The 25,130-nt window shown below is 68.3% G+C and carries 15 protein-coding genes; 7 read left to right on the forward strand and 8 right to left on the reverse strand.

Features of this window, described 5'->3' with window-relative positions; genetic code table 11:
* The first annotated feature begins 62 nt into the window (after positions 1–62).
* The 3 genes from FZ938_RS21615 (at position 63) to FZ938_RS21625 (ending at position 5,669) form a co-directional block, all read left to right on the forward strand.
* On the forward strand, positions 63–1,310 hold the full coding sequence (locus FZ938_RS21615; protein ID WP_149200509.1) for a TCR/Tet family MFS transporter: 1,248 nt from the start codon (positions 63–65) through the stop codon (positions 1,308–1,310).
* Positions 1,311–1,509: 199 nt separating this feature from the next.
* Positions 1,510–3,627: a YgiQ family radical SAM protein gene (locus FZ938_RS21620; RefSeq protein WP_149200510.1), complete on the forward strand. Its 2,118-nt coding sequence runs from the start codon at positions 1,510–1,512 to the stop codon at positions 3,625–3,627.
* 233 nt (positions 3,628–3,860) lie between these two features.
* Positions 3,861–5,669, forward strand: a complete 1,809-nt coding sequence (locus tag FZ938_RS21625) for an ABC transporter ATP-binding protein (RefSeq protein ID WP_149200511.1) — start codon at positions 3,861–3,863, stop codon at positions 5,667–5,669.
* A gap of 22 nt (positions 5,670–5,691) precedes the next feature.
* Here FZ938_RS21625 and FZ938_RS21630 read toward each other — a convergent pair whose 3' ends face one another.
* The 3 genes from FZ938_RS21630 to FZ938_RS21640 are packed head-to-tail and all read right to left on the reverse strand — an operon-like array spanning position 5,692 to position 8,625.
* Positions 5,692–6,093, reverse strand: coding sequence for a response regulator (locus tag FZ938_RS21630; RefSeq protein ID WP_149200512.1), 402 nt, complete (start codon positions 6,091–6,093; stop codon positions 5,692–5,694).
* Entirely contained in the window at positions 6,090–7,985 is a 1,896-nt protein-coding gene (locus FZ938_RS21635; RefSeq protein ID WP_149200513.1) for a sensor histidine kinase, read from the reverse strand. Before FZ938_RS21635 ends, FZ938_RS21630 begins: the two co-directional genes overlap by 4 nt.
* Positions 7,966–8,625, reverse strand: coding sequence for a chemotaxis protein CheX (locus FZ938_RS21640; RefSeq protein WP_149200514.1), 660 nt, complete (start codon positions 8,623–8,625; stop codon positions 7,966–7,968). Before FZ938_RS21640 ends, FZ938_RS21635 begins: the two co-directional genes overlap by 20 nt.
* A 394-nt stretch (positions 8,626–9,019) precedes the next feature.
* Between FZ938_RS21640 and FZ938_RS21645 the strand changes: the two genes are divergently transcribed.
* Positions 9,020–9,811, forward strand: coding sequence for a DUF2076 domain-containing protein (locus FZ938_RS21645; protein ID WP_149200515.1), 792 nt, complete (start codon positions 9,020–9,022; stop codon positions 9,809–9,811).
* Positions 9,812–9,826: 15 nt separating this feature from the next.
* Here FZ938_RS21645 and FZ938_RS21650 read toward each other — a convergent pair whose 3' ends face one another.
* The 3 genes from FZ938_RS21650 to FZ938_RS21660 are packed head-to-tail and all read right to left on the reverse strand — an operon-like array spanning position 9,827 to position 16,009.
* On the reverse strand, positions 9,827–10,957 hold the full coding sequence (locus tag FZ938_RS21650) for a response regulator (RefSeq protein ID WP_149200516.1): 1,131 nt from the start codon (positions 10,955–10,957) through the stop codon (positions 9,827–9,829).
* Positions 10,954–14,871, reverse strand: coding sequence for a PAS domain S-box protein (locus FZ938_RS21655; protein ID WP_149200517.1), 3,918 nt, complete (start codon positions 14,869–14,871; stop codon positions 10,954–10,956). Before FZ938_RS21655 ends, FZ938_RS21650 begins: the two co-directional genes overlap by 4 nt.
* Before the next feature lie 4 nt (positions 14,872–14,875).
* A complete protein-coding gene (locus tag FZ938_RS21660; RefSeq protein WP_149200518.1) occupies positions 14,876–16,009 on the reverse strand; it encodes an FIST signal transduction protein in 1,134 nt (377 codons plus the stop codon).
* Between the two features lie 334 nt (positions 16,010–16,343).
* On the opposite strand from FZ938_RS21660, the gene FZ938_RS21665 reads away from it, so the two are divergent.
* On the forward strand, positions 16,344–18,980 hold the full coding sequence (locus FZ938_RS21665; protein ID WP_149200519.1) for a methyl-accepting chemotaxis protein: 2,637 nt from the start codon (positions 16,344–16,346) through the stop codon (positions 18,978–18,980).
* 82 nt (positions 18,981–19,062) lie between these two features.
* Here FZ938_RS21665 and FZ938_RS21670 read toward each other — a convergent pair whose 3' ends face one another.
* Positions 19,063–19,263, reverse strand: a complete 201-nt coding sequence (locus FZ938_RS21670; RefSeq protein WP_149200520.1) for a hypothetical protein — start codon at positions 19,261–19,263, stop codon at positions 19,063–19,065.
* Between the two features lie 282 nt (positions 19,264–19,545).
* Positions 19,546–22,317, reverse strand: coding sequence for a phosphoenolpyruvate carboxylase (gene ppc / locus FZ938_RS21675; RefSeq protein ID WP_149200521.1), 2,772 nt, complete (start codon positions 22,315–22,317; stop codon positions 19,546–19,548).
* Between the two features lie 340 nt (positions 22,318–22,657).
* On the opposite strand from ppc, the gene FZ938_RS21680 reads away from it, so the two are divergent.
* Both FZ938_RS21680 and FZ938_RS21685 read left to right on the forward strand, forming a co-directional pair.
* Positions 22,658–23,416, forward strand: coding sequence for a GntR family transcriptional regulator (locus FZ938_RS21680; protein ID WP_149200522.1), 759 nt, complete (start codon positions 22,658–22,660; stop codon positions 23,414–23,416).
* Between the two features lie 183 nt (positions 23,417–23,599).
* Positions 23,600–25,114: a mannitol dehydrogenase family protein gene (locus tag FZ938_RS21685; protein ID WP_149200523.1), complete on the forward strand. Its 1,515-nt coding sequence runs from the start codon at positions 23,600–23,602 to the stop codon at positions 25,112–25,114.
* Positions 25,115–25,130 lie beyond the last annotated feature (16 nt).

The following is a 25,130-nucleotide window of genomic DNA, read 5'->3' on the forward strand; positions in this document are numbered from 1 at the left end:
GCCGCGGCGCGCCCGCGCCCTTTTCGGGCGCCATAAACCTCGTTGTTCCTGAAGGCTTTCCCATGTCACCCGTTCTTCGTCCGCGCAAAGCCGCGACGGTCTTCATTCTCGTCACTGCGGCGCTCGACATCGTCGCGATGGGCATCGTCATTCCGGTGCTGCCGGCGTTGATCGAGCAGTTCGCCGGAGCCGACGCCCAGGCCGGCACCATCAACGGTGCGCTGATCGCGCTGTGGGCGCTGATGCAGTTCTTCTGCTCCCCGGTGATCGGGTCGCTGTCCGACCGCTTCGGACGACGGCCGGTGATCCTGCTGTCGGCGTTGGGGCTGGCGGCGGATTATGTGCTGATGGCGGTGTCGCCGAACCTGTGGTGGCTGGTGGTCGGGCGGGCGGTCGCCGGCATCACCTCCTCCAGCTTCACCACTGTCTTCGCCTATATGGCGGACGTGACGCCGCCGGAGCAGCGGGCGCGCGCCTATGGCCTGATCGGCGCCGCGTTCAGCGCCGGCTTCATCGCCGGGCCACTGCTGGGCGGTCTGCTGGGCGAAATCTCGCCGCGGGCACCCTTCTGGGGGGCGGGCCTGCTCAGCGGGCTGGCATTTCTCTATGGTCTGGTGGTGCTGCCGGAATCGCTGCCGCCGGAAAACCGCATGGCCTTTTCCTGGCACCGGGCCAACCCGTTCGGAGCGCTGCGGCTGCTGCGTTCGCACCCGGAGCTGTCGGGTCTGGCGCTGGTCAATTTCATGCTTCACGTCTCCCATCAGGTCTTCCCCGCCGTCTTCGTGCTCTATGCCGCGCACCGCTATGGCTGGAGCGCCTGGGATGTCGGGCTTCTGCTGGCGGTGGTCGGCGCGCTCGACATGGTCATGCAGGGGCTGTTGGTGTCGCGCATGGTGAAGTGGCTGGGCGACCGCGGCACGATGGTCGTCGGCCTGTTCGGCGGAGCCGCCGGGCTGGCCTGCATGGGGCTGGCGCCGACTGGCGGCTGGTTCGCGCTCGCCATCCTGCCGAACGCGCTGTGGGGGCTGGCGATGCCGACCATCCAGTCGCTGATGACCCAGCGGGTCAGCCCGTCGGAGCAGGGTCAACTGCAGGGCGCCAACATGAGCGTGGCCAGCGTCGCCGGCATCCTGTCACCGGTCTTCTTCGGGGCGGTCTATTCCGCGTCGGTGGGCAGCGAAGCACTGTTCCCGCTTCCGGGTGCCGCCTTCCTGATCGCGGCGCTGGTGCTGCTGGCCGGCGCGCTGATCGGCTGGGTGGTGGCGCGCCGCAACGGACGGGCGGTGGGGGCGGACGGCGTCGCCGCTTGAACTGGGTATCCCCTGCCCTCCCAACCCTCGCACATGGCCGGCCCTTGCACCGGCTGTGGGGCGTCCCACATAGCTGTCGCGCCACGCCGCACAATGTCCCATTGCTCCGCTGCGTTATCAGCGGTGGGATTTTGCCGGCCGACAAGGTAAGACTGTCGGCTTATCCACCCGCATTGTCGATAGAGACCCGGAGAACGCGATGCTCGCGGCCCCCAACCTGTTCGCCCACCGCCCGGATCGGAGCGTGCGCCCCAAGGCGGCGCCCTTCCTGCCGATGTCGCGTGCGGAAATGGACCGGCTGGGCTGGGACCAGTGCGACGTCATCGTCGTCACCGGCGACGCCTATATCGACCATCCCAGCTTCGGCATGGCGATCATCGGCCGGCTGCTGGAATCGCAGGGGCTGCGCGTCGGCATCATCGCCCAGCCGGACTGGAGCAGTGCGGAGCCGTTCAAGATCCTGGGCAAGCCGCGGCTGTTCTGGGGCGTGACCGGCGGCAACATGGATTCGATGGTCAACCACTACACGGCCGACCGTCGCCTGCGCCACAATGACAGCTACACGCCCAACGACGAGGGCGGCAAGCGGCCGGATCGCGCCGTCATCGTCTATTCCCAGCGCTGCCGCGAAGCCTTCAAGGACGTTCCCATCGTGCTGGGCGGCATCGAGGCATCCCTGCGCCGCATCGCCCAGTACGACCATTGGAGCGAGAAGATCCGCCGTTCCGTCCTGGTCGATTCCAAGGCGGACATGCTGGTCTACGGCAACGCCGAACGCGCCATCATCGAGATCGCCCAGCGCGCGCTGAAGGGGGAATCGCCCAAGGCGATGACCGACATCCGCGGCACCGCCATCATGCGCTCGTCCCTGCCGGAAGGCTGGACGGTGGTCGACAGCAGTTCCATCGACGATCCGTCGGGGCCGGTGTCGCCGCGCGCCGCCGGGGCCGACCGCATGGCGGTGAGGTTGCCCAGCTTCGAACAGGTGACGGCCGACAAGGTGCTCTACGCCCATGCCAGCCGCGTGCTGCACCAGGAGAGCAACCCCGGCAACGCCCGCGCGCTGGTCCAGCGCCACGGCGACCGCGACGTCTGGCTGAACCCGCCGCCGATCCCGCTGGAAACCAACGAGATGGACGGCGTCTACGACCTGCCCTATGCGCGGGCTCCGCACCCGTCCTATGGCGATGCGCGCATCCCGGCGTGGGAGATGATCCGCTTTTCGGTCAACATCATGCGTGGCTGCTTCGGCGGCTGTTCCTTCTGCTCGATCACCGAGCATGAGGGGCGCATCATCCAGAGCCGGTCGGAAGGCTCCATCCTTCGCGAGATCGAGCATATCCGCGACAAGACCAAGGGCTTCACCGGCGTCATCTCCGACATGGGCGGGCCGACCGCCAACATGTATCGCCTCGCCTGCAAGGACAAGGAGACGGAATCCGTCTGCCGGCGGCCGTCCTGCGTCTTTCCGGACATCTGCAAGAACCTGAACACCGACCATTCCTCGCTGGTTCAGCTCTACCGCAAGGCCCGCGCCGTGCCGGGGGTGAAGAAGATCCACATCGCGTCGGGGCTGCGCTACGACCTCGCCGTGCGCAATCCGGAGTATGTGAAGGAACTGGTGACCCACCATGTCGGCGGTTACCTGAAGATCGCCCCAGAACACACCGAGCCGGGTCCGCTGGCCAAGATGATGAAGCCCGGCATGGGCGCCTATGACGAGTTCAAGCGGATGTTTGACAAGGCGGCGAAGGAGGCGGGCAAGAAGCTCTACCTGATCCCCTACTTCATCGCCGCCCATCCCGGCACGACGGACGAGGACATGATGAACCTCGCCCTGTGGCTGAAGCGGAACGGCTTCAAGGCGGATCAGGTGCAGACCTTCCTGCCGTCGCCGATGTCGCTGGCGACCGCGATGTACCACAGCGAGCGCAATCCGCTGCGCCCGGTGCGCCGCGTCGGGTCGGAAATGGTGTCGTCGGCGAAGGGGCTGAAGCAGCGCCGCCTGCACAAGGCCTTCCTGCGCTACCACGATCCGGAGAACTGGCCGATCCTGCGCGAGGCGTTGAAGCGCATGGGCCGCGAGGACCTGATCGGACCGGGCGAGGAGCATCTGATCCCCGCCTGGCAGCCGGTCGGCGCCACCGCCAAACCGCGGGAGAAGGGGCCGAAAGGCAAGACCTTCCTCACCCAGCAGGCCGGCCAGGGCCGCCGCGTGGTGCCGCCGGTGGGCAAGCCGCCAGGGGCGAAGCCGGCTGGGGCCGGGGGCAAACCGGCCGGCATGAAGCCGCGCCAGACGAATTTGAAGGGTCGCTGACCTTAAAGGGTACACGCCCGATTCCCCTCTCCCCGCTGGGGAGAGGGTCAGGGTGAGGGGGATGCACGGCGGGAATTCTCGCAAAATCCCGCCACGCGTCCCCCTCACCCTCCCCACTTCGTGGGTCCCTTCCCTCTCCCCGGGGGAGAGAGGGCGATTATTGCCGCATTTCCCAATGGCTCCTTTGGCAGGGCCGCCGCCTGTACGGCCGGCCCTGCCCCGGTTGGATTCCCATGGCTCTGTCGAAACGCACCCCCCGTCCGAACGCCATCCGCAGCGTTCTGGCCTTCACCTTCCGTCACTGGCGCCGTCAGACCCCGCTGGCCGTCGGCATCGCCGGAGCCATCGCCCTGTCGACGCTGGCCGACGTCTTCATGCCGCTGTTCGCCGGCCGGCTGGTCGACGCGCTGACCCTGCTGCCGGGCGACCGCGACGCGGCGCTGCATGCGGCGCTGACCGCCTTCGGCGCCATGGTCGCGCTGGGCGTCGGCATGGTGGTGATGCGCCACATCGCCTGGAGCGGGGTTATCCCCTTCACCCTGCGCATCATGGCCGATGTCGGCCAGGACAGCTTTCACCGCATCCAGCGCTTTTCCACCGACTGGCACGCCAACAGCTTCGCCGGGTCGGTGGTGCGCAAGATCACCCGCGGGATGTGGGCGCTCGACACCCTGGACGACACGCTCCTGCTGGCGCTGTGGCCGTCGCTGGTCGTGCTGATCGGCACGATGGTGACCTTGGGGCTGCATTGGCCGGCGATGGGGCTGGTCATCGCGCTCGGCACGGCCGTCTACATCGCGATGACGGTGATGTTCTCCACCCTCTACATCGCGCCGGCGGCCCGGCTGTCGAACGCCTGGGATACGAAGCTGGGCGGGACGCTGGCCGACGCCATCGGCTGCAACGCCGTGGTCAAGGCCTTCGGCGCCGAGCCGCGCGAGGACGAGCGGCTGGCCGGCGTGGTCGACAAATGGAGCCGCCGCACCCATCGCACCTGGACCCGCCACACCCGACACAGCACCGTGCAGCTGGTGGTTCTGCTGCTGATCCGCAGCAGCGTGGTGGCGACCGCGCTGTGGCTGTGGTGGCGCGGGCAGGCGACGCCGGGCGACGTGGCCTATGTGCTGACCACCTATTTCGTCGTGCACGGTTATCTGCGCGACATCGGCATGCACATCAACCACCTCCAGCGCTCCGTCAACGAGATGGAGGAGCTGGTGGCGATCCACGCCGAACCGCTGGGGGTGGAGGACCGGCCGGACGCCTCACAGATCCGCATCGGGGCGGGCGAGGTGCGCTTCGATCGCGTCGCCTTCCAATATGGCGGCCACACCACGCCGCTCTACCGCGACCTGTCGCTGACCATCAGGGCAGGGGAGCGGGTCGGGTTGGTCGGGCCGTCGGGGTCGGGCAAGACCACCTTCGTCAAGCTGATCCAGCGCCTGTACGACGTGACCGACGGCCGCGTGCTGATCGACGGGCAGGAGGTCGCGGCGACGACCCAGCAGTCGCTGCGCTCGCAGATCGCCATCGTCCCGCAGGAACCGATCCTGTTCCACCGCACCCTGGCGGAGAACATCGCCTATGGCCGCCCCGGCGCGTCGATGGCGGAGATCGAGCGGGCAGCCAGGCTCGCCAATGCCCACGACTTCATCGCCCGCCTGCCGAAGGGCTATGCGACGCTGGTCGGCGAGCGCGGTGTCAAGCTGTCGGGCGGCGAACGTCAGCGGGTGGCGCTGGCCCGCGCCTTCCTGGCCGATGCGCCGATCCTGATCCTGGACGAGGCGACCTCCAGCCTGGATTCGGAATCGGAGGCGCTGATCCAGGAGGCGATCGAACGGCTGATGCAGGGCCGCACCGCCATCATCATCGCCCACCGCCTGTCCACCGTCCGCACGCTGGACCGCATCCTGGTCTTCAACCAGGGCCGGGTGGTGGAGGATGGCAGCCATACCGCCCTGCTCCACCGGGCGGGCGGGCTCTACCGCCGCCTGTTCGAACAGCAGTCGGCGCCGGAGCCGATCCGCCGGACCGGCGGTTGAGGGAGGGGATCGCCCCCTCCCCTCAAACGAACAGCTCCATCGTCTGCGGCACGTTGCGCGGCGTCTCCCCCGCCAATATGGCGCGGGCGGCGTCGACGGCGGCGATCAGGCCGCTTTCGGTGAAGGGCTTGGGCAGACAGCCGATGCCGGTCAGCGGGCCGTCCTTCTTCAGTTCGTCGCGGAACGACGTGATGAACAGGCAGGGCACGCCCAGCGTCGTCAGCCCGCGCGCGGCGTCGATGCCGTTGGTGCCCATGCCCAGATGCACGTCGACCAGCGCCAGATCGGGCTTGTCGGCCGTGGCGATCTCAATCGCCTCCGTCGCGGTGATCGCCGGGCCGATTATGCTGTGGCCGACATTCTCCAGATAGAGCTGCTGTTCGAGCGCGATCAGCACCTCGTCTTCCACCAGCAGGATCTTCATCCCCCGATCTCCTCGGTGGACGTCGCCTCGAGAAGCGGCACCTCGTCCGGCACCGGCAGTTCGATGCGGAAGGTGGTGCCCTGCGGCGTGGTGTCGATGCCGACGCAGGCCCGGATCTGGCCCGCCAGACTGGAGATCAGGCGCATGCCCAGGCTGCGGCTCTTGCGGATATCGAAGTTGGACGGCAGTCCGGGGCCGCGGTCGGAAACGGTCAGGGCAAGGTCGTCACCCTCGCGTATGAAGGTCACCGTCACCCGCGCCGGCTCGCCGCCGCGATGCTTGACCGCGTTGGTGATCAGTTCGTTCGCGATCAGGCCGAGCGGCGCGGCATGGTCGATCGGCAGGTCGATCACGTCGGACCGCACGACGATGTCGCACATGCTGTCGCCGCCCGACGCACGCGCCAGATCCTCGCACAGCTCGTTCAGGTAGGTGCCGAACTCGATGGTCTGGAACTGGTCGGCCTGATAAAGGCGGTTGTGGACGCGGGCGATCGCCTCGATGCGGCTGCGGGCGTCCTGGAAATGCACCCGCACCGCTTCGTCGGGAAGGCTCAGCGTCTGGAGCGTGAGCAGGCTGGAAACCAGCTGCAGGCTGTTCTTGACGCGGTGGTTGACCTCGCGCAGCAGGGTCGATTTCTGGCCGACCAGCTTGCGCAGCGCCGCCTCCATCGACTTGATCTCCGTCACGTCGATGTGCATCAGCACGGTGCCGCCGAAGGGGCCGGCCGGCATCGGCGCGGCGAGGCAGCGGAACCAGTGCTGGGTGTTGGTGACGTACTCGGCCGATACCGGCGGGCCGCCCTCGTTCAGCAGCGTGCGCAAGCCCTCCATCACGCTGTCGGCGCGTGGGTCGGCCGTCTCCCCCCGCCCGCAATGATCGAGGTAGTCGTCGCCGACGATGCAGCCCTCGCCGAGGAAGCTGGTCTCCGGCCCGGCTTCCGCCCAGGCCCGGTTGACCGACACGATATGGCCGGAGCGGTCGAGCACGGCGATGAAGGCCGGCAGCGCGTCCAGCGTCGCCTTGGTCTGTTCGGCAAGCTGGCGCATGGCGAGCGCGCTGGCCCGCAATTCCTCCCGGGTGCGGCGGCGTTCGGTGATGTCGCGCAGGATCCCGGTGATGAAGCTGCGTCCTTCCGATTCCCAGCGCGCCATCGACAATTCCAGGTCGATGTGGCTGCCGTCGCGGCGGCGGCCGGACAGTTCCACCGGCTGGGTGGCGGCGTCCATGCCGGCGGCGCCCGGTCCGCTGCGCTCCGCCATGGCGATCCAGTCGGGTGCGTCGTCGCCCAGCAGCACGGTGACGCTCTGGCCGATCAGTTCGTCCGGGCGGTAGTCGAACTGGCGGGTGGCGGTGCCGTTCATCCACTGCACCATGCCGCGGGTGTCGGTGGTGATGATGGCGTCGGGGGCGGTGTCGACGATGGCGCGGTAACGGGCATCGCGCTGTTCGCGCAGCACCCGTTCGCGGTTCACCGACGCGGTGACGTCGGTCACCTGGATCAGGCAGCGCGCCTCGCTGCCGGCCACCGGTGAATGGGGGGATTGCGCATTCGACGGCAGCGGCCGGATCACCACATTGTGGACCATCCGCCGCCCGTCGGCCAGGCGCAGCGGGAACAGCATCGGGTTCAGGGTGTGCGACAGCACGCCGGGCGCGCCGGTGGCCAGCGTGTCGCGCACGGCGATGTGCAGGCGCGATTCGCGCAGGTTCGGCAGGGCGTCGAACAGGTCGTGCCCCAGAATCTCCCTGGCCGTCAGGGTGGAGGCCTGCTCCATCCAGCTGTTCCAGTAGAGGACACGGCAATGGCGGTCCAGAAGCAGGATGCCGGCATCCAGCGCGCCCAGGACATCGAGGGCCCAGGTGGGTTGTTCAGGCAATCTGGGAGCCATGCGACGTTCCGGCGGATGAGGGTTCTTCGGACGCGATGCCTTCGATGAAGGCGTGGATCAGCTGCTTCAGCGACTGCAGGGACGATACACCCATCAGCAGGGCGATGTAGCCGCGGATGCTGCGGCTGCGGATGGTGAAATCGATGTAGAGGAACAGCACAAGCTCGTCCGCGCCTCCGGCCTTGTCTGTCAGGATGTTGGCGCCGTCGCCGCGCAGCACCGCCGGCAGCGAGATGGTCAGCCGGTCCCTCAGCGCGTTGGCGACCACCACGAGGCAGCCGTTCAGGATGATGTTGCCGATCTCGGCCAGGGCGTCCTGCTCCAGATCCACGATCTCCGCCAGGGTCAGCTCGCCGCCCAGAACCGCGCGGGCCAGTTCCAGGCTGTTGGCCTCCGGAAAGATCAGCATGGCGCGGCCGTCGAAGGAGCCCTGGAACTGCTGCTCCACCGCCACAAGCCCGTGGCGTTCGCGCGCGGTCAGGAAATTCGATGCCTCCTGCCGGCTGACGATGTCCACGGTCGGCACGGACAGTAGGACCTGATCGTTGACCATGCGGCTGAGATGGGTGGCGGCGCGACCGACCCCCATGTTCACCAACTCGGTCAGCGCATCGCGCTCCAGGTCGGTCAGTTCCACCATCGCTCGGCGCCTGTTCAGTCTTGGTCTCGGCTTCACAACCGGCGCCGCCGGGCGGTCGCATCACAAATGTGGCCTATCGATCCGGAAAAAGGCACCCCCGTCAATGTCATATGTTAAGCCTGCGACGCCATAGCCGATATAGCCGCCTCTATTCCCACAATGGTCAGGCCAACAGTTCACCATCCAAAGAACCGTATTCGGAATGTTCGGCAAGTTGCCGGCGCGATTGCGTAATATTTCGGATATCCTGAAATGAAATGACCGGCGTCGTGTCGGGCGGCAGAATGGCCTCCGGGAGCGGGGCCGCCCAATTGGGGACTTGTCCGCTGGGGGATGGTGACTCCACATCAAGGGGTGGCACCCCTTGCGACGGGCGCCATGTTAGGAGACGTCGATGACCCCCGAGGAACGCACGCTTCTGTCCGACCTGTTCCGCCGCCTGCGCGAGGTGGAAACGCAGCAGCAATCCCAGCCACGCGACGCCGAAGCGGAGGACTTTATCCGCCGGTCGGTCCAGGACCAGCCGCTGTCGTCCTATTACCTGGCGCAGACGGTGCTGGTGCAGCAGCAGGCGCTGACCGCAGCCCAGACCCGGATCGAGGAATTGGAGCGGCAACTGCGCGACCGCCCGGCGCAGCCGGCGCAATCCGGCGGCAGCTTCCTGTCGAACGCGCTCGGCATCGGCCGCAGCCCCTGGGGCCGCGGTGCCGAACCTCCCCCCGCCCCGTCCTATTCCCAGCCGCCGCAAGGACAGCCGGGCGCCGGCCGCAGCCCCTGGGATGCCGCGCCGGGCGCCGCCTATCCGCCGCAGCAATACAGCCCGCCCCCCTTCCCGCAGCCGGGCATGGCCCCGCGCGGCGGCGGGTTCTTCGCCGGAGCGGCGCAGACCGCCGCGGGGGTGGCCGGCGGCATGCTGGCGGCAAGCGCCATCTCGTCCCTGCTGCACCATTCGCCCGGCCCCTTCGGCACGGCGATGGCCCAGCCCCTGGGCGGCGAGACGATCAACGAGACCGTCATCACTAACAATTACTACGGCGACGACCAGGGGCCGCAGGGCGATGCGTCACCGGATGCGGCGCAGGACGCCTCCCATGACCCCGATCCGCCGCCGGCCGACGATGTGTCGTACGACGATTCGTCCTTCGATGACGGCGGCAGCGGCGGAGGGGACGATTCCTGGATCTAGCGGGCGCCTGCGCCGTCACTCCTCGTCGCTGTAGCGGCTGGCGATGTCCCTGAACTCGTCTTCCAGCGCGGTGAAGGCGGCGACGACGGCGGGGTCGAAATGGCTGCCGCTGCCTTCGCGGATGATCTCCGCCGCCTTCTCGTGCGGGAAGGGCGGCTTGTAGCAGCGGCGGCTGATCAGCGCGTCGTACACGTCGGCGACCGCCATCAGCCGGGCCGACAGCGGAATTGCCTCCCCCGCCAGTCCTTGGGGATAGCCGGTGCCGTCCCAGCGCTCGTGGTGGCCGTGCGCGATCTCCCGCGCGATGCGCAGGAAGGAGCTTTCACCGGCCAACGCGATCTCCGCCTGCCCTTCGGCGGCGAAGATGGCGTCGTGGCCCAGTGCCGCGTGCGTCTTCATCACATGGAATTCGTCGTCGCTGAGCTTTCCCGGCTTCAGCAGGATCGAATCCGGGATGCCGACCTTGCCGACATCGTGCAACGGCGCCGATTTGTAGAGCAGCTCGATGGTTTCCTCGTCGAGCCGGCCGGCATAGCGCGGATCGCGGCTGAGATGCAGGGCGAGCGCCAGCACATAGTTCTGGGTCCGGCGGATGTGGTTGCCCGTCTCGTTGTCGCGGGTTTCCGCCAGCGAGGCCATGGCGCGGATGGTGGCGTCCTGGGCGCGCAACAGGTCGCGCGTGCGCTCCGCCACCCGGTCCTCCAGTTGGCGGTTCTGGTCGGTGAGCGCCCGCCGCGCCTCGCGGAGCGCGATGTGGGTGCGGACGCGGGCCAGCACCACCGGCGGCGAGATCGGCTTGGTGATGTAATCGACGGCACCGACCTCGAACCCGCGGGTCTCGTCATGGACCTGTCCCATGGCGGTGATGAAGATCACCGGGACTTCGCGGGTGCGGGCGTCCTCCTTCAGTTTCCGGCAGACCTCCACCCCATCCATGCCCGGCATCATCACGTCCAGCAGGATCAGGTCGGGCAGCGGGTCGCCGGCCAGACGGGCGAGCGCCTGCGGCCCGTCCTTCGCCACGATCAGGCCATAGCTGTCGCGCAGCAGGTCGGCCATGACCTTCAGGTTGATCGGCTCGTCGTCGACGACCAGGATGCGCGGCTTCTCGCCGTTCGGCAGGGCAACCGGGTTCGGCAGGCTCATGTCGCGGTCTCTCTCCAGTCACGCAGGCGGTCGCGCAGTTCGGTCAGGGCGGTGGCCGCGTCATCGAAATCGAAGGCGCCGGCATGGCGGTTCACCCGCTCCGCCATGTGCGCCACCGGGCTGCCGGTCAGCAGGCGGGCAAGCGCATCGGCCAGATCGCCCGCCTCCGGGTCGCCGGCGATCAGCAGACCGCCCAGCCGGTCGGCCAGCGGCAGGGCGGCCCGCAGCAGGTCGCGCGGAAGCCCGGCCGCCGAGGATGGCGGCGCAACCGCCGCCGCCGCCGGGACGCTGTCCGCCGCCGGCCGCCCGAGGGTGCCGATCCCTTCCACCACCAGTGCGAGCGCGTCGGCCAACCGGTCGAGCACCCCCTCCTCCAGATCCGGTGGCACCATCATCGCGCCGGCTTCGATCCGCCCCGCCAGGGCGGAAAGGTCCATGGCGCCGACCGTGGCCGCGGTGCCCTTCAGCGTGTGGGACAGCCGCAGCACGTCCTTCCAGCGTTCCTCCCGCACTGCGGTGGCCAAGCGCACGGCCTCCCCCTCGTGGGTGGCGGCGAAATCGATCAGGATCCGGCGCAGCAGGGCGAGGTTGCCGTTCACGTTGCGCCGGGCGACGGCAAGGTCGAGCGCCGGCAGGCTGTCGGGCAGTGCCGGGGCGGACGATACGGCGGCGGCCGGCATCGCCGCCGTTCCGGCTGCGGCAGCCCCGATTCCACGCACCGGCTTCAGCCAGCGGGCGAGCGCCGCATACAGCGTGTCCGGATCGATCGGCTTGGAAACATGGTCGTTCATGCCGGAATCGAGGCAGCGTTCGCGGTCGCCGGCCATGGCATGGGCGGTCATGGCGATGATCGGCAGGTTGGACAGCTCCAGCTCGCGCCTGATCAGGCGCGTCGTCTCATAGCCGTCGAGCCCCGGCATCTGCACGTCCATCAGCACGAGGTCGAACTTCACCTCGCGCAGGCATTGCAAAGCCTCCTCGCCGCTGCCGACCACCGTCGCCTCGATGCCGACCAGTTCCAGAAGGCCGCAGGCAACCTGCTGGTTGACCGGGTTGTCCTCCACCAGCAGAACGCTGCGCCCGACCAGCGCCGAAAGCTCGGTCGACTGGGCGGGGTCGTTCACCCGGCGTGCGGTATCGGCTGGCCGGGCCGCACCGCCCAGCGCCGTCATCACCGAATCGAACATGGCTGACGGTGTCACAGGCTTTTCCAGCACGGCGGTGACCGGCCCGGCGGCGCCGTCCAGCGCCCCATCCAGCGCCCCCTGCACCCCATCGGCGCCATAGGCGGTGGTCATCACCACCGGCGGCTGGGCGCCGGGCAGCGCGCGCAGGCGGCGCAGGGTCTCCACCCCGTCGAGGTCCGGCATGCGCCAGTCGAGCACCACCAGCTCCACCGATGGTTTCTCCCCGGCCTGCCCCTCCTCCAGCCGGCGCAGCGCCGACCAGCCGTCGCCCACCGATTCCACGGTCAGGCCGAAGCGTTCCAGCATGTCGGTCAGGATGGAGCGCACGGCGTCGCTGTCGTCCACCACCAGAACCCGGCGTTCCATCAGGTCGCGCGGCAACCGGTCGTCGGCGGTGTCGCCGGCCGCGACCCGGCAGCGGATGGAGAAGCGGAAGATGCTGCCCTCGCCCGGCCGGCTTTCCACCGACACGCCGCCGCCCATCAGTTCCACCAGCTGGCGGCAGATCGCCAGCCCCAGCCCGGTGCCGCCGAAGCGCCGCGTGGTGGAGCTGTCGGCCTGGGTGAAGGGGCGGAACAGCGACGCCGCCTGTTCGGGCGACATGCCGATGCCGGTGTCGCAGACCTCCACCTCCAGCCGGTAATCGTCGCCGGTGCCGATGCGTCCGCCCACCGTCACCACCACCTCGCCCCGCTCCGTGAACTTCACGGCGTTGGAGACGAGGTTCAGGATCACCTGACCCAGCCGCAGCGGGTCGCCGACCAGCATGCCCGGCACACCGCCATGCAGGTCGACGATCAGCTCCAGCCCCTTTTCCCGCACCTTGGGCAGGACGACCGTCGCCACCTCCTGCAGCACGTCGCCGATGTGGAAGGGGATCGCCTCGATCGTCAGCTTTCCGGCCTCGACCTTGGAGAAGTCGAGGATGTCGTTGATGATGCCGAGCAGGCTGCGCGAGGAGGCGTGGATCTTGTCCAGATAGTCGCGCTGGCGCGGCGATAGCTCCGTCTTCATCATCAGGTGGCTCAGCCCGATCACCGCGTTCATCGGCGTGCGGATCTCGTGGCTCATGTTGGCCAGGAAGTCGCTCTTCTGCCGGTTGGCGCGGTCGGCCTCCTCCTTGGCGCGGGCCAGCTCGTCCTCGGTCCGCTTGCGGTCGGTGACGTCCTTGTGGATGCCGGTGATGCGGGTGGGCAGGCCGTCCGCGTCGCGTTCCGTCACCTTGCCGGCCGACAGGATCCAGACCCAGGCGCCCGACTTGTGGCGCATGCGGAACTCGACCTCGTAGACCGGGGCGCGGCCGGCCACATGGTCCTCCAGCGTCGCCAGCACCCGCTCCCGGTCGCTCTCGTGCAGCAGCCCCAGCCAGGTGGAGCCGTTGCCGGGAAGCTCGCCGGGGGCATAGCCCAGCATGCCGAGCCAGCGGTCGGAGAAATAGGCGTGGTCCGTCACCGGGTTCCAGTCCCACAGCCCGGTGTTGGAGGCGTCGAGCGCCACCGTCAGCCGCTCCTCGCTTTCCTGCAGGGCGGTCAGCATGCGCTGGCGTTCGGTGATGTCCTGGAAGACGGTGACCGAACCGACGATGCGGCCATCCTCGCGCAGCGGTACCGCGGTGATGGCGATGGGGAAGATGGTGCCGTCGCGCCGGACGAAATGGTCGGTTTCCGAACGATGGATCTCGCCGCGGCGGACGGTGTTCAGCACCGCGCAGTCCGCGCCGGCGACCGGCCGCCCCTGGCCGTCCTTGTAATGCACGGCGTCATGCAGGGTGATGCCGCGCAGATCCGCCAGCGACCAGCCGAGCAGACGTTCCGCCTCCGGGTTCAGGAAGGTGCAGAAGCCGTTGCGGTCCAGCGAGAAGACGCCTTCGCCCATGCTGTCGGTGATGCTCTGCAGGAAGCGCCGGCTGTCCTCAAGCTCGGCCTCCATCCGCTTGCGTTCGGTGATGTCGGTGCGGATGGCGATGTACTGGTGCGGCTGGCCGTCGGTGGTGAGCAGCGGGACGATGGTCGCCGCCACCCAATATTCCTCGCCCGCCTTGGTGCGGTTGCAGATCTCGCCGTGCCAGACCTGCCCGTCCATGACCGTGTGCCACATCTCCGCGAAGAAACCCGAGGGATGGCGCCCCGAATTGACGATGCGGTGCGACCGGCCCAGCAGCTCTTCGCGGGAATAGCCGCTGATCTGGCAGAACTTGTCGTTGGCGTAGGTGATGATGCCGCGGTGGTCGGTGATGCTGACGATGGCGTGCTGGTCGAGCGCGAATTTCTGCTGCTCCAGTGCCCGTTGCGCCGCCGAGCGTTCCTCCACCAGTCCGGCCATCAGCTGGCTCAGCCGTTCCAGGCTGTCGGTCGGGCCGCTGTCGGCGGAATCCGGCAATTCGGGGCGGCCGTCCGCCCGCAGCAGGCTGTTGGCGATGCCGCGCAACCGGCGGATGGCATGGGCCTGCGCCGCCGCCTCGCGCCGCAGCCGCTCGTTGGTGTCGGCCAACTCCTCCGAACTCAGCTGCAGGCTGCGTGCCCTGAGCGTCAGGTCGCGGTCGGCCTGTTCGTAGCTCTGGCCGATGCGGGCGAACAGTGCCGGCAGCGAGTCCAGCATCCGCACCGCGTCGGCCGACAGGCCGGGGGTGCAGGCGAGCGCCTTCAACTCCGCCAGGACGGAGTCCGCCGCTTCGGCGGTCGGCAGGCCCAGCACCCGCTTGAACTGGCTTTGCAGCAGGCGGTGCATGCGGTCAGCGTTCCGTCAGCAGGGCGACCGTCATCGTCTGGTTGTGCAGCCGGCAATCGACCAGATCGCGCATCGGTCCGATCTCCCCATAAGAATAGAAGCCGGCCAGCACCGCGCCCGGCCCCATCCGGTCCGCCACCGCCTGCACCTCCTCCTCCACCCGGTCGCCCATCACCAGCTTGCGGCCGACGCAGCTGACCAGAAGTGCGAGCCGGTCGCCCGCCGCCTCACCCACTCCGGCGGCGGCGATGGCGCCGGCCTGCTCCGCCCCGTCGACCAGCCCGTCGGTGCTGGCGTGCATCAGCCGCAGGTAGAAGCCCTCCTCCACCGTGCCGGCCAGGATCAGGCCGCCGGCCGCCTCGTCGATGCCGAGGATGGTGCGGATCAGCCCGACCGAATCATGGTTGCCGTTCAGCAGTTCGAACGGAAACAGCAGGCCCGACGCCGGCAGGTCGCGGGCATAGTCGCCGAGATAGCGCCTGTAGACGTTCAGCGCCGGCTCGCCGTCCAGCTGGAGCAGCAGGTTGCCGACGGCCTTCGTCACCTTGCGCGCCGGCCCGAACGGTTCCCACCCGCCGACGGAGCCGAGGCCGAGATGCAGGCTCCCGCCGTAAAGCCCGACCGCCACCGCCCGGCTGTCGGACACGCCGGACGGCCCCAGCACCATCGTACGGACGAAGGCGCCGCCGTCGCCGGCCAGCCCGCCCGACACCGGAATGCCCGCAGGCAGGCGCGAGGACAGCCCGTCGATCAGCGCGCTGCCGTTCACGCCGACGCCGCGGGCGAACAGCAGCACCCCCGACAGGCCGGCACGGGCAACAAGCGCCTCTCCCAGAGCTTCGCCTGCCCGCTGGCTGTCGTCGGTGGAGGCGATGTCGGCTTCGACCGCGACCGCATCTCCGCCACGCTCGAAACGGATGGCGGTGACGGTGCAGGACCCGTCGAGCACGGCGTCGCCGGCGATTTCGCCCGCCGTGCTGCACCCGGCGATCACGGCGCCGGGGAATGCGGAGGCCAGCCGGGCGGCGAGGTCCGGACTGTCGAAGACGTCGACGGAACCGAAGACCAGGGCGAGATCGGCCGGCTGCGGAGCCAGCTCCGCCGCCGGAGATGCGAACGCCGCCTGCCAGACCCGCATGCCTCTCCCCATCGCCGATAATTTCCGGGGAAGACTATCACGCGGTCGGAGTCGGGAAGAGGCCCTATAACGTTCGGGGGTGGCGGATGGTCATAATGACGCACGCAGCATCCGGGATCGGATGGCCATAATTCGAAATGGGTATAACCCGGAGTGGCGGAAAATGAGAGTTCCCCCGTAAGGATCTGTCAACCACACTGCGGTATGGTTGGTCTGCCAAGCAGTGCGGATCGGAATCAATCCCCGGGAGTGGGGGAGCGGTCCGCGGACGGCAGGAACGAACAAAACGGGCAAAAAGCCCGACCTGACGCATTTTCCGGGGAGCAGGACGCATATGACGATGGACGCGCGCGACGACACCATGATGCCGGACCGCCAGGACGGCACCCCACGCAGCAGACGGATGGGCGTACGCGGCAAGCTTCTGCTCGCCTTCGCCGGTATGGCCGGCATGACGGTCGCCGCCAGCATCGTCGGGCTGACGTCCTTCTCGGCGGTTGAACGGCCGTTGACGCAGATCGTCGGCACCGGCCTGCCGGAGATGGAGTTGGCGAAGCGCCTGTCCGGCGAAAGCAGCGGCATCGCCGCCGCCGCCCCGGTGCTGGCCGCCGCGGAAAGCCAGAGCGAGCGCGAGCGCGTCTATGGCGAGATCATGGGCAACGGCAAGGCGCTGGGCGCCCTGGTGGAGGAATTGGCCTCCCACCGCTCCGGCGATCCCCGGATCGGCGAGCTGCGCAGCAAGACCGAAGGCCTGATCGCTACGCTGGAGCACGGCAACGCCGCGGCCAACCAGCGCCTGTCCGTCCGCGGCACGCGCGAGGCGATGGCCGTCGATCTGGCGAAATCCTACGACGCCTTCCTTGCAAACCTTGCCCCGCTGACCGAGCGGGCCGGCGCCACCCTGCGCAGCAAGGGCGAGACGCTGGACAACAGCACCGAGCGCGACATGAACGCGCTGGGCGACGCCGTCCGCTCCCTGATCACCATGTATGAGGTGCGCGGCGACCTGGGCGTGGCGTCGGAGTCCCTGACCCGCGCCGGGGGCGCGGAGACCGCCTTCGCCGTCACCCAGCACCAGCAGAGCTATCTGGAAGCGGCCGCCCGCATCGTCAGCGCCACCGCGCAGATCGGCAGCCGCCTGAGCAAGGAGGCGTCCGACGGGCTGGACGCCTTCTTCCAGCTGGGCGACGGCGCCACCGGCGTCTTCGACATGCGCCGCAAGGCCCTGGAACTGCCGGTCGACAGCGCCGAACGCGAAACCTTGCGTCAGAAGATCGGGAAAGTCCTGACCGATGGCGCACGCCAGCAGGCTTCCCTGCTGGAGCAGATGGAATCGCCACTGATGCGGCTGAAGGCGGAAATCAAGCTGTCGAGCGTCAACGTCCGCTCGCAGACCCGCGATTCCATGCAGGATCTGCTGGGCGCCGGACTGGCCCGCTTCCGGACCTATCTGGAACTGTCGACCTACGCCGCCGCCACCGTCGGCGCGCTGAACGAGGCGACGCAGGCGCCCAATGCCGAACGGCTGACGATGCTGGAAACCCGCTTCACCACCGCCGCCAAGGCGATGGAGGAGCGGCTGAAGGCGCTGCAGTCCGCTGGTGACGACGGGCTGCCGAAGCTGGTCAAGAGTGCCGAGGTCCTGGCCGGCTTCGGCAAGGGCGACAACAGCCTGTTCAAGCTGCGCCGCTCCGAACTCGCCGCTGCCGAAGAGAACGAGAAGGTCCTGACGGAGAACCGCCAGATCGCCCGGCAGTTCGCCGGCATGGTCGACGACCAGATCTCCGCGATGAAGCAGGAGGCGGACACCGCCGCCGCCGGGGCGACCGATGCGCTGTCGGCCGGCCGCAAGATGCTGATCCTGTTCGCTGTCGCCAGCCTGATAGGTGCCGCCGCCCTGGCGTGGTTCGTCGTGGGCCGCAACATCGTCGCGCGCATCAGCCAGCTGTCCGATGCCATGCGGGCGATCGCCGCCGGAAACCTGAACGCGCCAATTCCCGCTGCCGGTTCCGACGAGATCGGCGACATGACCCGCGCCCTGATGGTCTTCCGCGACACCGCCAACGAGGCGAGCGCCGCCAACGCCCGCGCCGAAGCCGAACGAAGCCGTGCCGCCGGCGAGCGCCGCCGCGCCATGGTCGAGATGGCCGAGAATTTCGAAAGCAGCGTGCGCGGCGTGCTCGACCGCGTCGCCCGCGCCGCCGGCGAAATGCAGGACATGGCCCAGCGCATGAGCCGCAATGCCGAGGCCACCACCGGCGAGGCCGCCACCGCGGCCAGCACCTCGCAGCAGGCGGAAGGCAGCGTCAAGGCGGTGGCCGCCGCGACGGAGGAACTGTCGGCCTCGATCCAGGAGATCGGCAGTCAGGTCCACGCCTCCAGCCAGATCGCCCGCAAGGCGGCGACCGAAGCCGAACGCACCGACCGCACGGTGGAGGGGCTGTCGCAGTCCGCCAACAAGATCGGCGAGGTGGTGCAACTCATCAACGACATCGCCAGCCAGACCAACCTGCTGGCGCTGAACGCGACCATCGAGGCCGCCCGCGCCGGCGAGGCCGGCAAGGGCTTCGCCGTGGTGGCGTCGGAGGTGAAGAGCCTCGCCAACCAGACCGGCAAGGCGACGGAGGAGATCTCCAGCCAGATCCAGGCGATGCAGTCGGTGACGCAGGATGCGGTGGACGCCATCCGCTCCATCGCCGGCACCATCCGCGAGATCAACGAGATCGCCGCCACCGTCGCCGCGGCGGTCGAGCAGCAGAGTGCCGCCACCCGCGAGATCGCCCGCAATGTCGGCGAGGCCGCCGACGGCACCCAGCATGTCCGGCGCAACATCGATTCCGTCGCCCGCGCCGCCGCGGAGTCCGGCGAATCCGCCACCCGCGTGCTGACCGCCTCCTCCACCGTCGCCGACGAGGTGCGGTCGCTGGGGTCCCAGGTCGACGGTCTGGTCAACCGCATGCGGGCGGGGTGACCGGTCCGCAGGAGCGACAGGCAACAAAAAAAGCCCCTCTTCCTTCACGGGAGAGGGGCTTTTCTTATGCCGGGACGATCGATCAGCGGCGACGCGGCTCGACCGTGACCGGCCGCCAGATCACCGCGGCGCCGGCACCGGCGCCGCAGGCGCCGCCGCAGAATTCCTCATATGTGTCGGCGGTGCCGCCCTGGGTGCCGGCGGGAGTGCCGCCCTGTGTTCCGGTGGTCGCCCGCGCCTGTTGCTGCTGGGCCATCTGCTGCTGTTGGGACTGAGTGGTCATACCATTTCTCCTCTCGGGGAGGCATGAGGTATCAAAATACTCAGAGACGATCAACTGGGATTTTCGGCCGATATCTTGTGATTTATTTTGGCTGGGAGCTTGGCGGCCGATGTTTGTTTTGCGATGCCGAAGAGTTGATCATGCATCGCACAAGAAGAGGGCAAGACGGACCAAGCCCTTCGTCCGCAAACAAAATGCGCCCTTCCCCACGGTGGAGGAAGAGCGCATTTGCGGGCATCAGTGCGGCGGAAAGCCGCCCGGTGGTGCGGTGCGGTAAGGCGGTCAGCCGCTGTTGCGCAGACCGGCGGCGATGCCGTTGATGGTCAGATGGATGCCGCGGGCGATCTGCTCGCCGCTGTCGCTGGTGCGGTGGCGCTTCAGCAGTTCGACCTGGACATGGTTCAGCGGGTCGAGATAGGGGAAGCGGTTGCGGATCGACCGCGCCAGCAGCGGGTTGTTCTCCAGCAGGGCCGACTGCTCGGTGATCGCCAGCAGCGCGTCGATGCTGTCCTGCCACTCCGCCCGGATGCGGGAGAAGATGGCGTCGCGCAGCGCCGGATCCGACACCAGCCCGGCATAACGCGACGCGATGGCGATGTTCGACTTGGACAGCACCATGTCCATGTTGGACAGCAGCGTGCTGAAGAAGCCCCAGTCGCGGTGCATGGCACGCAGCCGTTCCATCCCGTCGGGATGCTGGGCCAGATAGGCCTTCACCGCCGACCCGAAGCCGTACCAGCCCGGCAGCATCAGGCGGCATTGCGCCCAGCTGAACACCCAGGGAATGGCGCGCAGATCCTCGATGCTGGTCGACTTCTTGCGCGACGCCGGACGGCTGCCGATGTTGAGGTTGGCGATCTCGCCGATCACCGTCGATTCCCAGAAATACTTCTCGAAGCCCTCGGTGTCGTAGACCAGCCCGCGATAGGCCTTGAAGGCATGCTCCGACAGCTCTTCCATGGTCTGGAGGAACAGATCGGTGCAGGGAGCCGCCGATTCCGGGTGCAGCAGCGTGGCTTCCAGCGTCGCCGCCGCCAGCGTTTCCAGGTTGCGCCGGCCGACTTCCGGGTTGGAATATTTGCCGGCGATGACCTCGCCCTGTTCGGTGATGCGGATGGCGCCCTGCACGGCGCCGGCCGGCTGGGCCAGGATCGCCTGATAGCTGGGGCCGCCGCCGCGGCCGACCGAGCCGCCGCGGCCGTGGAACAGCCGCAGACGCACGCCATGCTTGGCGAACACCTCGACCAGCGCGATCTCGGCCTTGTACAGTTCCCAGCCGGAGGTGAGGAAGCCGCCGTCCTTGTTGCTGTCCGAATAGCCGAGCATCACCTCCTGCAGGTTGCCGCGGCTTTCCAGGAAGCGCCGGTAGGTCGGGATCGACAGCAGACGGTCCATGGTGGCCGCACAGTTGCGCAGGTCGCCGATGGTCTCGAACAGCGGCGCGATGTTCAGGTCCAGCGCCTTTTCCTTCGGCCGCAGCAGCCCGGCTTCCTTCAGCAGGACGGCGACCTCCAGGATGTCCGACACGCCGTCGGTCTTGGAGATGACGCAGTTCACCACCGCATCGGCGCCGAAACGGGCGCGGGCATCGGCGGCGGTGCGCAGGATGTCCAGTTCGGAGTTCGTCTCTTCCGAATAATCGGCGTAGCGCGAGGCCAGCGGGCGGTTGGTCTCCAGTTCGCGGACCAGCAGCTCGATCCGCTCGTCCTCCGACAGCGCCTTGTAATCGACGTCGGCGTCGGCGAAGGACAGCAACTCCGCCACCGTGCGCTCATGCACGTCGGAGTTCTGGCGCAGGTCGATGCTGGCCAGATGGAAACCGAACAGGTCGACGGCACGCCGCAGGTGGCGCAGCCGGCCCTTGGCGAGTGTCGCCGAACCGTTGACGGTCAGCGAACGGTCGATGATGTCGAGGTCGGCGCCGAATTCCGCCGGGGACAGGTAGGGCGGCGCTTCGCCCACGGCGTGGCGTGGCGCCTCCAACCCGTCCAGCGTCCGCAGCGTCGCGGCGACCCGCGCATAGAGGCCGGAGATGGCACGGCGGTACGGTTCCATCTTGCGGTGCGGCGAAGGATCGGGCGAGCGTTCGGCCAGCTGGCGCAGCGGCTCCGACACGTCGATGACGCGGGTGCTCAGCGACAGCTCCGACCCCAGCGTGTGCAGTTCGTCCAGGTAGAACTGCAAGGCGCGGGTGCTCTGCATCCGCATCGCCTGCCGCAGGACCGGCGCGGTGACGAAGGGGTTGCCGTCGCGGTCGCCGCCGATCCAGCTGCCCATGCGCAGGAAGGACGGCAGCTCCGTCGTCGCCCAGGACGGGTCGGTCTTGCGCAGATGGTCTTCAAGCTGGGCGTAGAAGCGCGGCATCTCGCGCAGGAAGGTGTAGTCGTAGAAGGTCAGGCCGTTCGCCACCTCGTCCGTCACCGCCAGCTTGGTGGCGCGCAGGATCGCGGTCTGCCACAGCGTCAGCACGGCGCGCTGGAGCGATTCGAGGTTGGTCTCCTCCTCCTCCGGCGTCATCGGCCCGTGGTCGCGCTCGGCCAGCAGCTTGGCGACCGCCATCTGCACGGTCAGGATGCTCTTGCGCTGCACCTCGGTCGGGTGGGCGGTCAGCACCGGGCTGACCAGCGCGCCGTCGAAGAACTCCTTCAACTGCTGGGTGGTGACGCCGGCCTTCGTCGCCTCGTCCAGCGCATGGGCCATGGTGCCCTCGCGCGGGGCCGACCCGGCGAGCGCATGGGCGCGGGTACGGCGGATGTGGTGCTGGTCCTCGGCGATGTTGGCGAGGTGCGAGAAGAAGCTGTAGGCCCGCACCACCCGCGCCGTCTGCGGCGGCGACAGGCTGTTCAGGATCGCCTCCAGCTCCTTGCGGGCGCCCTGGTCCTCTTCGCGGTGGAAGCGGATGGAGGTCTGGCGGATCCGCTCGACGATGTCGAACACCGCCTCCCCTTCCTGGCTGCGGACGGTGTCGCCCAGGATGCGCCCCAGCAGGCGGATGTCTTCGCGGAGCGGCTGGTCCTTCGTCTCGGAACTTTCCTGCAGCAGGATGGCGGACATGGGCGACGGTTTCCTGGTCGAGGATGGACGGATACGGGTCGATGCGCGAACGCCGGATACTGAATGGGGATGATCAAAGTCCGGGCAGGAGAATCCCCCTGCACGCGAAGTGGTCAGACCATCGGCGACAGCATGCCCATTCTGTCAGAAGTTTCAACCGTCCGTGTGCTGGTGCGAAATGATTTTCATAATTCGCAGCGCTGAGAAATGCGACGTCGCATAGGACCCTGCGGAACCGAGGGGCTTGCTTGTCAACTAGTATGGTAGTATCCTTGAATTGTTGTTGCCGCCAGCCGATGGTCCCTCGACCGGATCGGGCGGGCTTAGGGGTGGAAAAGCGATGCTGAGCAAGATCGACGTGGACTCCAGCGAGCCGATCGCGCGGCGCGTGTACCGGGTGCTTCGCCAAGCCATCGTGACGATGCAGTTCCGCCCAGGTCAAGCCCTGTCCGAGCAGGAGATCGCCGACCAGCTCGGCGTCAGCCGCCAGCCGGTGCGCGAAGCCTTCATCAAGCTGAGCGAGTCGGGACTGCTGACCATCCGGCCGCAGCGTGGGACTTTCGTCGTCAAGATCTCGGTCAAGCAGGTGCTCGACGCCCGCTTCGTGCGCGAGGCGGTGGAAACCGCCGTGGTGCGCAAGGCGTGTGAAACCATCACGCCGGCTGGTATCGCCGAACTGCGCGACAACCTCAAGGCCCAGTGGGACATCGCCGACGAGGCGGTCCCGGTGCGCTTCCTGGAACTGGACGAAGCATTCCACCGGACCATCGCCATCGGGGCGGAGTGCGACTATGCATGGCGCATCGTCGAGGAGACGAAGGCCCAGATGGACCGCGTCCGCTATCTCAGCGTCCCGTACGCCACGCCGATCCGCCGGCTGATCTCGCAGCATCAGGCGGTGGTCGAGGCCATCGTCGCCCGCGACCCCGTCAAGGCGGAGGCGGCGATGGGGCTGCATCTGCGCGAGATCCTGACCTCCCTTCCCGAGCTGGAGAGCAAATTCCCCGACCTGTTCACCCTGGATGACGCCGCCCCTCCGCCACCCCAGAAGGCGACCTCCCGAAATGCGGTCCGCGCGAGGGTTGCCGGAGCGCGCTGATCGGCACAGCTTTCAGGGGGACGGCGAGGGGCGGGACGGCGTGGTTCGTCCGCCACCTTCGACGGCATGGTCGGAGAGATCAGTTCGTCCAGGGAACAATCCGGATTGCCCTTTTCCGATACTCGTGACATACTACCATACAAGAATGTGAGCCTGCGGCTCGCCAGGAAGGAAACCGCCCCCATGCAAACGCCCGCATCGTCCTCTTCCCCTTCCGGCACCCCGTCCCGGCGCCTTGGCGATTCCGTCCTGTCCACCCTGCCGGCGGCGGTCGCGCGGCCCGGTTATGACCGCAGGGATCTGGAGATCGGCATCGTCCATCTCGGCGTCGGCGCCTTCCAGCGCGCCCATCAGGCGGCCTACACCGACGCGCTGCTGGAGACGCAGTTCGGGGCGTGGGGCATCGCCGGCGTCAGCCTGCGCAGCCCCGATACCCGCGACGCCCTGGAACCGCAGGACGGGCTCTACACCGTCGCCGTGCGCGACGCCGAGGGGGAGCGGCTGCGGGTGATCGGCTGCCTGCTGGAACTGCTGGTGGCGCATGAGGATCCGGAAGCGGTGCTGGAGCGGATGTGCCGCCCGTCGGTGCGCATCGTCACCCTGACGGTGACGGAGAAGGGCTATTGCCATGACCCGGCCACCGGTGCGCTGAACGAGGACCATCCCGACATCCGCCACGACCTGGACAACCCCGCCAAGCCGCGCACCGCCATCGGCTTCCTGATCGAGGCGCTGGCCCGCCGCCGCGCCACCGGGCTGCCGCCCTTCACCGTGCTGAGTTGCGACAACCTGCCGAGCAACGGCGACACCGTCGCCCGCATCCTGCGCCGCTTCGCCGAACTGCGCGGTGCCGATTTCGGCGCCTGGGTGGCGGAGACGGTGGCCTGCCCCAACAGCATAGTCGACCGCATCGTCCCCGCCACCACCGAGGCCGACCGCACCCGCGTATCCCAGTCGCTCGGCGTGCAGGATGCCTGGCCGGTGGTGACGGAGCCCTTCACGCAATGGGTGGTCGAGGACCGCTTCCCCGCCGGCCGCCCGGCCTGGGAGACGGTGGGGGTGGAACTGGTCGCCGACGTCCATCCCTATGAGACGATGAAGCTGCGGCTGCTGAACGGCAGCCACTCCACCATTGCCTATCTGGGATATCTGGCGGGCTACGAGACGGTGTCGGACACGATGGCCGACCCCGCCTTCGCCACGCTGGTCCGCAACCTGATGGACCGCGAGACCGGGCCGACGCTGCACATGCCGCCCGGTGCGGACATGGAGCAGTACAAGGACGCGCTGATCGCCCGCTTCCGCAATCCGGCGCTTCGCCACCGCACTTGGCAGATCGCCATGGACGGCACGCAGAAGCTGCCGCAGCGTCTGCTGAATCCGATCCGCGACCGGCTGGCCGCCGGCGAAACCATCGACCGGCTGGTCCTGGCCGTCGCCGCCTGGATGCGCTACGTCGCCGGCACCGACGAGACGGGTAAGCCCATCGACGTGCGCGACCCGATGGCTGCCAAACTGGCGGAGATCGCCGCATCCACCGCCGGCAACCCCGACCGTCTGGCCGAGGCGCTGTTCGGCCTGACCGCCGTGTTCGGCGAGGATCTGCCGCGCGATCCGCGCTTCACCGGGCCGGTCACCGCCGCGCTCAAGCGCCTGTTCGCCGACGGTGCCCGCGCCGTGGTCGCCGCGACCGCCTGACCCCGCTTCACAGTAT

The sequence above is a fragment of the Azospirillum oryzae genome (assembly GCF_008364795.1).
Classification (GTDB): Bacteria; Pseudomonadota; Alphaproteobacteria; order Azospirillales; family Azospirillaceae; genus Azospirillum; species Azospirillum oryzae.

Excerpts from the sequence above, each read along its gene's own strand:
- FZ938_RS21615 (WP_149200509.1), top strand. The coding sequence starts at position 63 with ATGTCACCCGTTCTTCGTCCGCGCAAAGCCGCGACGGTCTTCATTCTC.
- FZ938_RS21620 (WP_149200510.1), top strand. The coding sequence starts at position 1,510 with ATGCTCGCGGCCCCCAACCTGTTCGCCCACCGCCCGGATCGGAGCGTG.
- FZ938_RS21625 (WP_149200511.1), top strand. The coding sequence starts at position 3,861 with ATGGCTCTGTCGAAACGCACCCCCCGTCCGAACGCCATCCGCAGCGTT.
- FZ938_RS21630 (WP_149200512.1), bottom strand. The coding sequence starts at position 6,093 with ATGAAGATCCTGCTGGTGGAAGACGAGGTGCTGATCGCGCTCGAACAG.
- FZ938_RS21635 (WP_149200513.1), bottom strand. The coding sequence starts at position 7,985 with ATGGCTCCCAGATTGCCTGAACAACCCACCTGGGCCCTCGATGTCCTG.
- FZ938_RS21640 (WP_149200514.1), bottom strand. The coding sequence starts at position 8,625 with ATGGTGGAACTGACCGACCTGGAGCGCGATGCGCTGACCGAGTTGGTG.
- FZ938_RS21645 (WP_149200515.1), top strand. The coding sequence starts at position 9,020 with ATGACCCCCGAGGAACGCACGCTTCTGTCCGACCTGTTCCGCCGCCTG.
- FZ938_RS21650 (WP_149200516.1), bottom strand. The coding sequence starts at position 10,957 with ATGAGCCTGCCGAACCCGGTTGCCCTGCCGAACGGCGAGAAGCCGCGC.
- FZ938_RS21655 (WP_149200517.1), bottom strand. The coding sequence starts at position 14,871 with ATGCACCGCCTGCTGCAAAGCCAGTTCAAGCGGGTGCTGGGCCTGCCG.
- FZ938_RS21660 (WP_149200518.1), bottom strand. The coding sequence starts at position 16,009 with ATGCGGGTCTGGCAGGCGGCGTTCGCATCTCCGGCGGCGGAGCTGGCT.
- FZ938_RS21665 (WP_149200519.1), top strand. The coding sequence starts at position 16,344 with ATGACGATGGACGCGCGCGACGACACCATGATGCCGGACCGCCAGGAC.
- FZ938_RS21670 (WP_149200520.1), bottom strand. The coding sequence starts at position 19,263 with ATGACCACTCAGTCCCAACAGCAGCAGATGGCCCAGCAGCAACAGGCG.
- ppc (WP_149200521.1), bottom strand. The coding sequence starts at position 22,317 with ATGTCCGCCATCCTGCTGCAGGAAAGTTCCGAGACGAAGGACCAGCCG.
- FZ938_RS21680 (WP_149200522.1), top strand. The coding sequence starts at position 22,658 with ATGCTGAGCAAGATCGACGTGGACTCCAGCGAGCCGATCGCGCGGCGC.
- FZ938_RS21685 (WP_149200523.1), top strand. The coding sequence starts at position 23,600 with ATGCAAACGCCCGCATCGTCCTCTTCCCCTTCCGGCACCCCGTCCCGG.